Source organism: Pseudomonas sp. MYb60 (genome assembly GCF_002979555.1).
In the GTDB taxonomy this organism is placed as follows: domain Bacteria; phylum Pseudomonadota; class Gammaproteobacteria; order Pseudomonadales; family Pseudomonadaceae; genus Aquipseudomonas.
Window position 1 is genome coordinate 166,951 of sequence record NZ_PCOZ01000001.1, and the last position, 13,734, is coordinate 180,684.

Sequence of the window (13,734 nt, forward strand, 5' to 3'; positions counted from 1 at the left end):
AAACGAGTGTCCCTGATCGCTTCAGACCACTTCCGCATCGTTGTCGGCCTCGGCAAGAGCGGCATGTCCCTGGTTCGCTTCCTGGCGAACCGGGGCAAGCCGTTTGCCGTCGCCGACACGCGGGAAAATCCACCGGAGCTGGTCACGCTGCGCCGTGACTATCCGCACGTGGAAGTGCGTTGTGGCGAGTTGGATGTCGAGTTTCTGTGCCGTGCCGATGAGCTCTACGTGAGCCCTGGCCTGGCCATCGCGACACCGGCCCTGCAAGCCGCTGCGGCCCGAGGTGTAAAACTGTCCGGTGATATCGACCTGTTCGCACGCAACGCCAACGCACCGATTGTGGCGATCAGCGGTTCGAATGCGAAAAGCACCGTGACCACCCTGGTGGGCGAAATGGCGGCTGCTGCCGGCAAGCGCGTCGCCGTGGGCGGCAACCTTGGCGTGCCGGCGCTGGACCTGCTCAGCGACGACGTTGAGTTGTACGTGATGGAGCTGTCGAGCTTCCAACTGGAAACCACCCACGACCTCGGCGCCGAAGTGGCGACCGTGTTGAACGTGAGTGAGGACCACATGGACCGCTACAGCGGCCTGCCGGCGTATCACTTGGCCAAGCACCGGATTTTCCGTGGCGCCAGGCAATTTGTGGTCAATCGCCAGGATGCCCTGAGCCGTCCGCTGATGGGCGAGGGCATGCCTTGCTGGACCTTTGGCCTGGGCAAACCCGACTTTAAAGCTTTCGGTATTCGTGAAGAGAACGGCGAGAAATACCTGGCCTTCGAATTCCAGAACCTGATGCCGGTGCGCGAGCTGAAAATCCGCGGCGCTCATAACCAGTCCAATGCCCTCGCGGCGCTGGCGCTGGGGCATGCCGTGGGCCTGCCGTTCGACGCCATGTTGTCGGCACTGCGCAGCTTCGGCGGCCTTGAGCACCGCTGCCAGTGGGTGCGCGACCTCGACGGCGTCAGCTACTACAACGACTCCAAGGCCACCAACGTCGGCGCCGCATTGGCCGCCATCGAGGGCCTGGGCGCCGACATCGACGGCAAACTCGTGCTGATCGCCGGTGGCGACGGCAAGGGTGCCGACTTCAAGGACCTCAGGGGCCCGGTCGCCAAACACTGCCGCGCCGTGGTGCTGATGGGCCGTGATTCCGACTTGATCGCCGCCGCCCTGGGTGACGCTGTGCCGCAAGTGCGCGCCACGTCCCTGGATGACGCCATCGCCCAGTGCAAGGCCCTGGCCCAGCCCGGCGATGCCGTGTTGCTGTCACCGGCGTGCGCCAGTTTCGACATGTTCAAGAACTACGAAGAGCGCGGCCAGCTGTTCGCCCGCGCCGTGGAGGTCTTGGCATGAGTATCAACTTGCGGAACATCATCAAGCCTTACCCGTCGCCGATCATTACCGGGCGCGGTATCGACCTCGACTTCCCGATGCTCGCCGGTTGCCTCGCGTTGCTGGGCCTGGGCCTGGTGATGATCACCTCGGCCTCCTCCGAAGTGGCGGCCGTGCAGTCGGGCAACACCCTCTACATGATGATCCGTCACCTGGTCTACCTGGTGATCGGTCTCGGCGCGTGCATCGTCACCATGATGATCCCCATCGCCACCTGGCAGCGCCTGGGTTGGTTGATGCTGATCGGTGCGTTCGGTTTGCTGGTCATGGTGATCGTGCCCGGCATCGGCCGCGAGGTGAACGGCTCGATGCGCTGGATCGGCTTCGGCGCGTTCAACGTACAGCCGTCGGAAATCGCCAAGGTGTTCGTGGTGATCTACCTGGCCGGTTACCTGGTGCGTCGCCAGAAAGAAGTGCGGGAAAGCTGGATGGGCTTCTTCAAGCCGTTCATCGTCCTGCTGCCGATGGCCGGCCTGTTGCTGATGGAACCCGACTTCGGCGCCACCGTCGTGATGATGGGCGCGGCGGCGGCGATGCTGTTTCTCGGTGGCGTGGGCTTGTTCCGCTTCACCTTGATGGTGGTACTGGCCGTCGCTGCGGTGACGGTGCTGGTGCAGGCGCAACCCTATCGGATGGCGCGTCTGATCACCTTTACCGACCCCTGGTCCGACCAGTTCGGTTCCGGCTACCAGTTGACCCAGGCGTTGATTGCCTTCGGTCGCGGCGAGTGGCTGGGCGTAGGTCTGGGCAACAGCGTGCAGAAGCAGTTCTACCTGCCGGAAGCGCACACCGACTTCGTGTTCTCGGTACTCGCCGAAGAGCTGGGCGTGGTCGGCTCGCTGTGCACCGTCGCGCTGTTCGTGTTCGTGTGTGTGCGTGGCATGTACATCGGCATGTGGGCCGAGAAGGCCAAGCAGTATTTCGCCGCCTATGTGGCGTATGGCTTGTCGTTCCTGTGGATCGGCCAGTTCCTGATCAACATCGGTGTAAACGTCGGCCTGCTGCCGACCAAGGGCCTGACCTTGCCGTTCCTCAGCTACGGCGGCAGTTCGTTGGTGATTTGCTGCGCCTGTCTGGGCTTGTTGTTGCGCATCGAGTGGGAGAGTCGAACCCACCTGGGCAGCGAAGAGATGGAGTTCAGCGAAAGCGACTTCGCCGAGGAGCCGACCCATGGGCGCTAACGTGCTGATCATGGCGGGCGGCACCGGGGGCCATGTGTTCCCGGCCCTGGCGTGCGCGCGGGAATTCCAGGCCCGCGGCTATACCGTGCATTGGCTCGGTACGCCGCGCGGCATCGAAAATGAACTGGTGCCAAACGCCGGTCTGCCGCTGCACCTGATCAACGTCACCGGGCTGCGTGGCAAGGGCAAATTGTCCCTGCTCAAGGCGCCGTTCGTGTTGCTCAAGGCTGTGTGGCAGGCGCGCAAAGTGATTCGTGAATTGAAGCCTGTGTGCGTGCTGGGTTTCGGTGGCTACGTGACCGGCCCAGGTGGTGTGGCGGCCAGATTGGCCGGCGTGCCGGTGATCGTGCACGAGCAGAACGCCGTCGCGGGTACCGCCAACCGTCTGCTGGTGCCGTTGGCCGCGCGGGTGTGTGAAGCGTTCCCGAAGACCTTCAGCGCTTCGGACAAATTGCGCACCACCGGCAACCCGGTGCGCACTGAACTGTTCATGGACATCGCTCGCGAAGCACTGGACGGGCGCAAGGCGCACTTGCTGGTCATGGGCGGCAGCCTTGGCTCCGAGCCCTTGAACAAGCTGCTGCCGGAAGCCCTGGCGCAACTCCCCGTGGAATTGCGCCCGGAGATCTTCCATCAGGCGGGCAAGCATCACGGTGAAGTCACCGCGACGCGTTATCGAGAAGCGGGTGTGGAGGCGAACGTACAGCCTTTCATCAAAGACATGGCCCACGCCTATGGCTGGGCCGACCTGGTGGTCTGCCGCTCCGGTGCGCTGACCGTCAGTGAACTGGCCGCCGCCGGTCTGCCGTCCTTGCTGGTGCCTTTGCCCCATGCGATCGACGATCACCAGACCCGCAACGCCGAATATTTGGCCGGGGAGGGCGCTGCCTTCCTGCTGCCGCAAAGAACGACTGGCGCCGCCGATTTGGCCGCACGCCTGACCGAGGTTTTGATGCAACCGGAACGACTCAATAACATGGCGAGCACCGCAAGCCGCCTGGCCAAACCTGACGCGACCCGCACCGTGGTCGATATCTGCCTGGAGGTGGCCCATGGTTGAGAATCAGAAAGCCATGCCGCACCCGGAAATGCGCCGCATCCGTCGCATCCACTTTGTGGGGATTGGCGGCGTGGGCATGTGCGGTATCGCCGAAGTGCTGCTGAACCTGGGTTACCAGGTGTCCGGCTCGGACTTGAAAGAGTCGCCGGTCACCGATCGCCTGAAAAGCTTTGGAGCGCAGATCTTCATCGGTCACCGTGCCGAGAACGCCGCCGAAGCCGACGTGCTGGTAGTGTCCAGCGCCGTGAACACCTCCAACCCGGAAGTGGCCACTGCCCTTGAGCGTCGTATTCCGGTGGTGCCACGCGCCGAGATGCTGGCCGAGCTGATGCGCTATCGCCACGGCATCGCCGTCGCCGGTACCCACGGCAAGACCACCACCACCAGCCTGATCGCGTCGGTGTTCGCCGCCGGTGGCCTGGACCCGACTTTCGTCATCGGTGGCCGCCTGAATGCAGCCGGCACCAATGCACAACTGGGCACCAGCCGTTACCTGATCGCCGAAGCCGATGAAAGCGATGCGAGCTTCCTGCACCTGCAACCGCTGGTCGCCGTTGTTACCAACATCGACGAAGACCACATGGCGACCTACGACGGTGACTTCAACAAATTGAAGAAAACCTTCGTCGAGTTCCTGCACAACCTGCCGTTCTACGGCCTGGCCGTGGTGTGCCTGGACGATCCGGTGGTGCGCGAAATCCTGCCGCTGGTCAAGCGCCCGACCGTGACCTACGGCTTCAGCGAAGACGCCGACGTGCGTGCGATCAACGTGCGCCAGGAAGGCATGCAAACCTTCTTTACCGTGCTGCGTCCTGAACGCGAGCCGCTGGATGTGTCGGTGAATATGCCGGGCAACCACAACGTACTCAATTCCCTGGCGACCATTTGCATCGCCACCGACGAAGGCGTCAGCGATGAAGCCATCGTCGAAGGCCTGTCACGCTTCGCCGGCGTGGGCCGTCGCTTCCAGGTCTACGGCCAACTGCCAGTAGACGGCGGTGACGTGATGCTGGTGGACGATTACGGTCACCACCCGACCGAAGTCGCCGCCGTGATCAAGGCCGTGCGCGGTGGCTGGCCTGAACGCCGCTTGGTGATGGTCTACCAGCCGCACCGCTACAGCCGCACCCGCGACCTCTACGACGACTTCGTCAATGTATTGGCCGATGCCAACGTGCTGTTGCTGATGGAGGTGTACCCGGCCGGTGAAGAACCGATCCCGGGCGCCGACAGCCGCAAGCTGTGCAACAGCATCCGTCAGCGTGGCCAGTTGGACCCGATCTACATCGAGCGCGGTGTCGACTTGGCGCCACTCGTCAAGCCGCTGCTGCGTGCCGGTGACATTCTGTTGTGCCAGGGCGCCGGTGATATCGGCGGTCTCGCGCCCAAGTTGCTGGCAAGTCCGCTGTTTGCGGCGGCCAAGGGGAAGTCGAAATGATCAACGATTACGGCTCTCTCTTTTCCACCATCGCACCGGCTGACTTCGGCCGCGTAGCGGTGCTGTTCGGCGGCAAGAGCGCTGAGCGCGAAGTCTCGCTCAAGTCCGGCAACGCCGTGCTTGAAGCCTTGCAAAGCGCTGGCGTGAACGCCTTCGGCATCGACGTGGGCGATGATCTGCTCAGCCGCCTGCTGGCCGAGAAAATCGACCGCGCCTTCATCATCCTCCACGGTCGTGGCGGTGAAGACGGCAGCATGCAAGGCTTGCTGGAGTGCGCCGGTATCCCGTACACCGGCAGCGGCATCCTCGCTTCCGCGCTGGCCATGGACAAGTTGCGCACCAAGCAGGTGTGGCACAGCCTGGGCATTCCAACCCCGCGTCACAGCGTGCTGTGCAGCGAAGACGATTGTATTTCCGCAGCCAAGGAACTGGGCCTGCCTTTGATCGTCAAACCTGCCCATGAAGGCTCCAGTATCGGCATGGCCAAAGTGAACTCGGCCGCCGAATTGATCGACGCATGGAAAGCGGCAAGTACCTACGATTCGCAAGTGTTGGTGGAACAGTGGATCCAGGGTCCCGAGTACACCATCGCCACCCTGCGTGGCCAGGTTTTGCCGCCTATCGCATTGGGCACGCCCCACACCTTTTACGACTACGACGCCAAGTACGTGGCTTCCGATACCCAGTACCGGATCCCGTGTGGCCTCGACGCAGCCAAGGAACAGGAATTGATGGACCTCACGGCGAAGGCCTGTGAGGCGCTGGGTATCGCCGGTTGGGCGCGGGCAGACGTGATGCAGGACGACCAGGGCAATTTCTGGTTCCTGGAAGTCAACACGGCACCCGGCATGACCGACCACAGCCTGGTACCGATGGCTGCTCGCGCAGCCGGTCTGGATTTCCAGCAATTGGTGCTGGCGATCCTTGCAGCCAGTATTGAGGCCCGAGGCTAAAACCATGAACGGCGCATCGCTTCGTCATCAGCAACCTCCAGCACCCGGCCGCAAGCCGGTGCCACGGGGTGCCAGTCGCATGGTGGCTAAAGAGCCGATGTCGACACGCCTGCCGAAAGCCAACTTTGGTTTCCTCAAGGCGCTGTTCTGGCCGGTGTTGCTGGTGGTACTGGGCTTTGGAACCTATGAAGGGGCACAGCGTCTGTTGCCCTATGCCGATCGGCCGATCACCAAGATCAGCGTGCAGGGCGACTTGAGCTACATCAGCCAGCAAGCGGTTCAGCAGCGCATCGGTCCGTTCCTGGCAGCGAGCTTCTTTACCATCGACCTGGCTGGCATGCGGGCCGAGTTGGAGCAGATGCCATGGATCGCCCATGCCGAAGTCCGTCGCGTCTGGCCGGACCAGGTGACGATCCGCCTGGAAGAACAACTGCCCGTTGCCCGCTGGGGTGACGAAGCGCTGTTGAACAACCAGGGCCAGGCGTTTACCCCGCGTGAGCTGGCCAACTACGAGCACCTGCCGCAGTTGTTCGGGCCGCAGCGGGCGCAGCAGCAAGTGATGCAGCAGTACCAGGCCTTGAGCCAGATGCTTCGGCCCATGGGCTTCTCCATTGCGCGCCTGGAATTGCGTGAGCGGGGCAGCTGGTTCCTGACCACCGGGGCTGGCAGCTCCGGCCCGGGTATCGAGCTGTTGCTGGGGCGTGACCGTTTGGTGGAAAAGATGCGCCGCTTCATCGCCATCTATGACAAGACCTTGAAAGAACAGATTACGAACATTGCGAGCGTCGACCTGCGTTACGCCAACGGCCTTGCCGTCGGCTGGCGTGAACCGGCTGCGCCCACGGCAGCGCAACCCGCTGTCGCGAAGAATTAAGAAGAGGCAGGACCCATGGCAAACGTGCAAAGCGGCAAAATGATCGTCGGTCTCGATATCGGCACCTCCAAGGTGGTGGCGCTGGTGGGCGAGGTCGGGGAAGACGGCGTGATCGAGATCGTCGGTATTGGCACGCATCCGTCCCGGGGCCTGAAGAAGGGCGTGGTGGTGAACATCGAGTCCACCGTGCAATCGATCCAGCGTGCGATTGAAGAAGCGCAGCTGATGGCCGGTTGCCGGATCCACTCGGCGTTCGTTGGCGTGGCGGGCAACCATATCCGCAGCCTGAACTCCCACGGCATCGTGGCGATCCGCGACCGCGAAGTCAGCTCCGCCGACCTCGAGCGCGTCCTCGACGCTGCTCAGGCCGTGGCGATCCCGGCCGACCAGCGCGTGCTGCACACCCTGCCGCAGGACTATGTGATCGACAACCAGGAAGGCGTTCGCGAGCCCCTGGGCATGTCGGGCGTACGCCTGGAAGCCAAGGTTCACGTGGTGACCTGCGCCGTCAACGCCGCACAGAACATTGAAAAATGCGTGCGCCGCTGCGGCCTGGAAATCGACGACATCATTCTCGAGCAACTGGCTTCGGCCTACTCGGTACTGACCGACGACGAAAAAGAGCTGGGCGTCTGCCTGGTGGACATCGGCGGCGGCACCACCGACATCGCGATCTTCACCGAAGGTGCGATTCGTCACACCGCGGTGATCCCGATTGCCGGCGACCAGGTCACCAACGACATCGCCATGGCGTTGCGTACACCGACCCAGTACGCCGAAGAAATCAAGATTCGCTATGCCTGCGCCCTGGCCAAGCTGGCCGGTGCCGGCGAGACCATCAAGGTGCCAAGCGTGGGCGACCGTCCACCGCGCGAACTGTCGCGCCAGGCCCTGGCCGAAGTGGTCGAGCCGCGCTACGACGAGCTGTTCACCCTGATTCAGGCTGAGCTGCGCCGCAGTGGTTACGAAGATTTGATCCCGGCCGGCATCGTGCTGACCGGTGGCACCTCGAAGATGGAAGGCGCGGTCGAACTGGCCGAGGAAATCTTCCACATGCCCGTGCGCCTGGGCGTTCCTCACGGCGTCAAAGGCCTGGGCGACGTGGTGCGCAACCCGATTTATTCCACCGGCGTGGGCTTGCTGTTGTACGGGCTGCAAAAGCAGACCGACGGCATTTCCCTGTCGGGCCCAAGCAACCGTGACAGCTACCGCAGTGACGACGAAGCCAAGGCGCCGCTGTTCGAGCGCTTGCAGGCTTGGGTAAAAGGCAATTTCTAACGATTTACCGCAACACCGCTGTAAGCAGTAGGCGAAAAAACTAGAGAAACGAAAGGAGAGGGAACATGTTCGAACTCGTAGACAACATCCCCGCAAGCCCGGTCATCAAAGTGATCGGTGTCGGCGGCGGCGGCGGCAACGCTGTCAACCACATGGTCAAGAGCAACATTGAAGGCGTTGAGTTCATCTGCGCCAACACTGATGCCCAGGCGCTGAAAAGCATCGGCGCACGGACCATCCTGCAACTGGGCACAGCCGTGACCAAGGGTCTCGGCGCAGGCGCAAATCCGGAAGTCGGCCGTCAAGCCGCCCTGGAAGACCGCGAGCGTATTGCCGAAGTGCTGCAAGGCACCAACATGGTGTTCATCACCACCGGCATGGGCGGCGGTACCGGTACCGGTGCAGCACCGATCATCGCCGAAGTGGCCAAGGAAATGGGCATCCTGACGGTCGCCGTCGTGACCCGTCCGTTCCCGTTCGAAGGCCGCAAGCGCATGCAGATCGCCGACGAAGGTATCCGTCTGCTGTCTGAAAGCGTTGACTCGTTGATCACCATCCCCAACGAGAAACTGCTGACCATCCTGGGCAAGGACGCAAGCCTGCTGTCCGCTTTCGCCAAGGCTGACGATGTTCTGGCCGGTGCCGTTCGCGGTATCTCCGACATCATCAAGCGTCCAGGCATGATCAACGTCGACTTTGCCGACGTCCGCACCGTGATGAGCGAAATGGGCATGGCGATGATGGGCACTGGCTGCGCCAGCGGTCCGAACCGTGCACGTGAGGCCACCGAAGCGGCCATCCGCAACCCGTTGCTCGAAGACGTGAACCTGCAAGGCGCACGCGGCATCCTGGTGAACATCACCGCCGGTCCTGACCTGTCCCTGGGTGAGTACTCCGACGTGGGTAGCATCATCGAAGCCTTCGCTTCCGAGCACGCGATGGTCAAGGTCGGTACCGTTATCGATCCGGACATGCGCGACGAACTGCACGTGACCGTGGTTGCAACCGGCCTGGGTGCCAAGATCGAGAAGCCTGTAAAGGTCATCGACAACACCCTGCACACCAGCCAGGTCAGCCAGGCGGCTGCCGCTCCAGCGCCTGCTCGTCAGGAACTGCCGTCGGTGAACTACCGTGATCTGGACCGTCCGACCGTGATGCGCAACCAGGCTCAGGCCGGTGCTGCGGCGTCCCGTAGCCCGAATCCGCAAGATGATCTGGACTATCTGGACATCCCGGCATTCCTGCGTCGTCAGGCCGATTAATGGAATGTATCAGGGCTATGAAGGTGATTGGTGTTCAGCAAAGGTCTGGTCTGCTATCATCGCCAGCCTTTGTTGATACCAGTTCGCAATTTGCGCTGAAGCGGTCCAAGCCATGATTAAACAACGCACCCTGAAGAATATTATTCGTGCCACAGGTGTAGGTCTGCACTCCGGGGAGAAGGTATACCTGACCCTCAAGCCTGCACCTGTCGACACCGGCATCGTGTTTGTGCGTGCCGACCTGGACCCTGTCGTGCATATTCCTGCTCGCGCGGAAAACGTTGGCGAAACCACTATGTCGACCACATTGGTCAACGGTGACGTCAAAGTGGACACGGTGGAGCACTTGCTCTCGGCCATGGCAGGCCTGGGCATCGATAACGCCTACGTCGAGCTCTCCGCGTCCGAAGTCCCGATCATGGATGGCAGCGCTGGACCCTTCGTATTCTTGATTCAATCTGCCGGCCTGGAAGAACAGGACGCAGCCAAGAAGTTCATTCGCATTCTGCGGGAAGTGACAGTAGAAGACGGCGACAAGCGCGCCACCTTCGTCCCGTTCGAAGGCTTTAAAGTGAGCTTTGAGATCGATTTCGATCACCCGGTATTCCGTGACCGCACCCAAAGTGCAAGCGTGGATTTTTCCAGCACTTCGTTTGTAAAAGAAGTCAGCCGCGCGCGTACCTTTGGTTTCATGAGTGACATCGAGTACCTGCGCAAGCACAACCTCGCACTCGGCGGCAGCGTTGAAAACGCCATTGTGGTCGACGCGGATGGTGTACTGAACGAAGACGGCCTTCGCTATGAAGACGAATTCGTGAAGCACAAGATCCTCGATGCAATCGGTGACCTCTACCTGCTGGGCAATAGCCTGATAGGTGAGTTCAAAGGCTTCAAGTCGGGCCACGCCCTTAACAACCAGCTGCTGCGCAAGTTGATTGAGCAGACAGACGCTTGGGAAGTCGTGACCTTCGAAGATGCCAGCACCGCACCGATCTCTTACATGCGTCCCGTTGCGGCGGTGTAAGTAACAACTCTCTTTCTTTAGTTTTGAAAGGCCACCTTCGGGTGGCCTTTTTTTTGCCCACTATTTCTGACGTTGCCACTGATAAAGGGGGGCAAGCACCGTCCCAGATTAGATCCGACTCACTATTTAGAGGGTTGCGGAATCGACAATGCGGTTGCGCCCCTGGTGTTTGGCCTCGTACAGCGCCTGGTCGGCACTCAACAGCAGTGCTTCCAGGGACATGCGGCTGCGCTTGTCCCAGGTGCTGAGGCCGATGCTCACCGTAATCGGCTCCTTGGCGCCATCCACCCGTGGCAAGTGCTCGACGCTGCTGCGGATATGTTCAGCGATCACCCGTGCGCCCTTGGCATCGGTGTGCGGCAACACCACCGCGAACTCCTCGCCGCCATACCGCGCCGCAAGGTCAGCAGGGCGGCGGATATTGCTGGCGATCACCTGGGCCACTGTGCGCAACGCTTCATCGCCACCATGATGGCCATGACGGTCGTTGAACGCCTTGAAGTGATCCACGTCGATCATCAGCAAGGTCAACGGCTCGGTCGAGCGCTGGGCGCGGTCCCACTCCAGGCGCAGGCGCTCGTCCAGGGTACGACGGTTGGCCAGGCCGGTGAGGGCATCGGTGCCTGCCAGTTCTGACAGTACTCGCTCGGCGCGCCGGCGTCGGCGCAACTCCATGCACAGCATCCACGTCAGCCAGAGCAGGCCAACGCAAAGAACGCCGGTGGCAATGCTCACCAGCCACGCGGCCCGGCGCCATGGGGCGAAGATCTCATCGCTGGACAGCGCCACCACCACGATCAACGGCAGGTTGCCCACATTCGAGAAGCTGTAGAGCCGCGCCTGGCCGTCCACGCTGGACATACTCTGGAAGCTGCCGTCGCGCTCGCGCAGCATGCGTGCGACGTTGGGGCGCTGGCTCAGGTTTTTGTCGACCATGTCCGCTTCCAGCAGGGGTTGCTGGGCCAGCAGGATGCCCTGGTGATTGATCAGGTTGATGGTGCTGTTGCTGCCGATATTCAGGCTGCTGAACAGCTGATGAAAGTACGACAGGCGCATCGACGCCACTGCCACGCCTTGAAATCGTCCATCCGCCGCCGACACCCGACGGCTGAACGCGATGCGCCATTGGTCGTCGCAGATACAGCGAGCGACGAAGGGTCGGCTGATATACAGCCCGGCGTCGGGGTGTTGCCGGTGTACCTGGAAATAGTCGCGATCGGCGAAGTTACCGGTGGTGGGCACCAGCAACGACGAATCGGCCATGACCTCGCCCTGGGCGTCCAGCAGCAGGATATCGCCTTTATAGGGCGCTGCGGCGGAGCGGTCGAACAGCACCAGGTGGCGAATACTCGCCGACACACCTTGCAAATCAGTGCGCTCGGTCGCAGCGATCAGCCCTTTGACAGCCATGTCATAGAGTTCGACGTTGCGCAGTACATCGGCGTCGATCAACTGAGTGATGTTGTTCGCAGTGCGCTTGGCGGCCTGCAGGGTGTTGGCGTGCTCGCGGATCAACAACGCCGTGACAACGGTCACGATCAGCAGCACCGTGAGGCAACTGCCCAGGATCAATAGACGTTCCGGGCGGCTGGAAGGGCGGGCGACACTTTGGCTCATCGGGCGTACTTCTGCATCAAGGATGCCCATAGCGTAGTAGCAAGGCCGGAAAATGGCGCGTCACATTGGTAGAAGCCGGCAAGCCGGCTTCTACAGGGGGGGATCAGAAAACGTTGATCGGGTAGTCCATGATCACGCGGTATTCGTCCACATCCCGGTCCACAGCCGAGTAGCCGTTGCTGCCACGGTGGGTAGCCCATTGCAGGCGCACGGCCAGGTCTTTGGCTTTGCCGCCCTGCACCACGTATTTAAGGTCGATATCCCGCTCCCAGTGCTTGGCATCCTTGCCGTCGGCGCTGTACCAGCTGCTGTAGCCACGGCTTTGCGGGTCGGCCTTGGTCAGGTCCGTCTTGCCGCTGATGTAGGACACCGCCGAGCTCAGGCCCGGCAGGCCGAGCGCACCGAAGTTGTACGCGTACTTGAGCTTCCACGAACGTTCGTTGGGGCCGTTGAAGTCCGAGTATTGCTGGGAGTTGTCCAGGTACACGCTGTCGCCCTGGGCGATGTAGTCGAACGGCGTGTTGCCGTTGACCCGCTGGTAAGCGGCGGTGACGCTGTGATGGCCGACATCCACGGTGAAATGCAGGCTGTAGGTGTTGTTGTCGATATCCCCCAGCAGCGACTGGCCGGTGTCCTGCGTATGGTAATAATGCAGGCCCGGGTTCAGGCTGATCATGTCATTGAGCGCGTAGGTGTAGTCCAGGTCGTAGTAGTACTGGTTCCACACGTCCTTGAGTTCGGAGGCGTAGAGGTTGCTGGTCAGCCCTGGCGTGCCGCTGAACGAGATGCCGGCCCAGTTCATGTGCTGGGCGTTGTGGCTGGGCAGGGCGCCGTAGCTGGTGCCCATGCGGCTGTGACCGCTCTGGTTGTAGAGCTTGGTGAAACTGGCCTGGCCACCTTCGAACATCCAGCCATCGAAGCTGTGGTTGGTCAGGCTCACGCCACGGAAGGTCTGCGGCAGCATGCGCGTTGCGCCGCCGGCGATGACCGGGTTGTTGAGGAACAGGTCACCGGCTTTCAACTCGGTGTCGAATGCGCGCATTTTCAAGGTGCCGCCGGCGGTGGAAAACGAGCCGGGCGCTTTGCCGCTCCCGTTGGCATCGCCATACGGGAGGATACTGGAGCCATCGGTACCGCCGCCGCCGTCAAGTTTCAGGCCGAGCATGGCGTGGGCGTCCAGGCCGAAACCGACCGTGCCCTGGGTGTAGCCGGATTCGAAGATGCCGATGAAGCCCTGGCCCCACTCCTTGCTGTCATCGGTGTGAATATCGCGGCGGTCGCGGTTCATGTAGTAGTTGCGGGCGTTGAGCTTGAAGCTGGAGCCTTCGACGAAACCGTCGGCGGGCGGGCTGTCTGCCGCGTGGGCAGGGGGGATGATCGTTACTGCAATCGCGAGAAATAACGGGGTGAACGTCAGCGAGTTCTTCACCGGTGGAGCTCCTTTGGTCTATCGAGAACAGCCAGTGTCGTGGGGTGTGCCTGGCCTTTTTTTACGGCAAAAAAAAGCCGCTGAAGTCAGCGGCTTTAAGACAGATTCCCAGTGTAGAGCCCTGGAAAAAAGTCGAGGGAAATTCGGGTCAGCGCAAACTGTCTTTGCCGTCGCGCTCATCGATGCGTCAAATTAACGCAGGCGAGCGGTACGGTACAGAGTGTAA

11 protein-coding genes are annotated in these 13,734 nt (G+C 61.7%); 9 read left to right on the plus strand and 2 right to left on the minus strand.

Annotated elements, in window-relative coordinates; all coding sequences use genetic code 11:
• Positions 1-6 precede the first annotated feature (6 nt).
• The 9 genes from murD to lpxC all read left to right on the plus strand — a co-directional run bounded on the left by murD (position 7) and on the right by lpxC (position 10,462).
• Positions 7-1,353 (plus strand): UDP-N-acetylmuramoyl-L-alanine--D-glutamate ligase, encoded by a 1,347-nt coding sequence (gene murD, locus CQ041_RS00800; RefSeq protein ID WP_105520833.1) that lies wholly within the window; start codon positions 7-9, stop codon positions 1,351-1,353.
• Positions 1,350-2,573: a putative lipid II flippase FtsW gene (ftsW, locus tag CQ041_RS00805; protein ID WP_105520832.1), complete on the plus strand. Its 1,224-nt coding sequence runs from the start codon at positions 1,350-1,352 to the stop codon at positions 2,571-2,573. Before murD ends, ftsW begins: the two co-directional genes overlap by 4 nt.
• Complete coding sequence (murG, locus tag CQ041_RS00810) at positions 2,563-3,633, plus strand: undecaprenyldiphospho-muramoylpentapeptide beta-N-acetylglucosaminyltransferase (protein WP_105520831.1); 1,071 nt, start codon at positions 2,563-2,565, stop codon at positions 3,631-3,633. The genes ftsW and murG overlap by 11 nt, the downstream gene beginning before the upstream one ends.
• A complete protein-coding gene (murC, locus tag CQ041_RS00815; RefSeq protein ID WP_105520830.1) occupies positions 3,626-5,071 on the plus strand; it encodes a UDP-N-acetylmuramate--L-alanine ligase in 1,446 nt (481 codons plus the stop codon). Before murG ends, murC begins: the two co-directional genes overlap by 8 nt.
• Entirely contained in the window at positions 5,068-6,024 is a 957-nt protein-coding gene (locus tag CQ041_RS00820) for a D-alanine--D-alanine ligase (protein WP_105520829.1), read from the plus strand. The genes murC and CQ041_RS00820 overlap by 4 nt, the downstream gene beginning before the upstream one ends.
• 4 nt (positions 6,025-6,028) lie before the next feature.
• Positions 6,029-6,898 carry a cell division protein FtsQ/DivIB gene (locus CQ041_RS00825; protein ID WP_105520828.1) on the plus strand — a complete coding sequence of 290 codons (870 nt, stop codon included), beginning with the start codon at positions 6,029-6,031 and terminating at the stop codon, positions 6,896-6,898.
• Positions 6,899-6,913: 15 nt separating this feature from the next.
• Positions 6,914-8,176, plus strand: a complete 1,263-nt coding sequence (gene ftsA / locus CQ041_RS00830; RefSeq protein ID WP_010213031.1) for a cell division protein FtsA — start codon at positions 6,914-6,916, stop codon at positions 8,174-8,176.
• 65 nt (positions 8,177-8,241) lie between these two features.
• A complete protein-coding gene (gene ftsZ, locus CQ041_RS00835; RefSeq protein WP_105520827.1) occupies positions 8,242-9,438 on the plus strand; it encodes a cell division protein FtsZ in 1,197 nt (398 codons plus the stop codon).
• A gap of 112 nt (positions 9,439-9,550) precedes the next feature.
• On the plus strand, positions 9,551-10,462 hold the full coding sequence (lpxC, locus tag CQ041_RS00840; RefSeq protein ID WP_016974965.1) for a UDP-3-O-acyl-N-acetylglucosamine deacetylase: 912 nt from the start codon (positions 9,551-9,553) through the stop codon (positions 10,460-10,462).
• 126 nt (positions 10,463-10,588) lie between these two features.
• On the opposite strand, the gene CQ041_RS00845 is transcribed toward lpxC, so the two are convergent.
• Complete coding sequence (locus CQ041_RS00845; protein ID WP_105520971.1) at positions 10,589-12,079, minus strand: diguanylate cyclase; 1,491 nt, start codon at positions 12,077-12,079, stop codon at positions 10,589-10,591.
• Between the two features lie 103 nt (positions 12,080-12,182).
• Positions 12,183-13,508: an OprD family porin gene (locus CQ041_RS00850; protein ID WP_105520826.1), complete on the minus strand. Its 1,326-nt coding sequence runs from the start codon at positions 13,506-13,508 to the stop codon at positions 12,183-12,185.
• Positions 13,509-13,734: the final 226 nt, after the last annotated feature.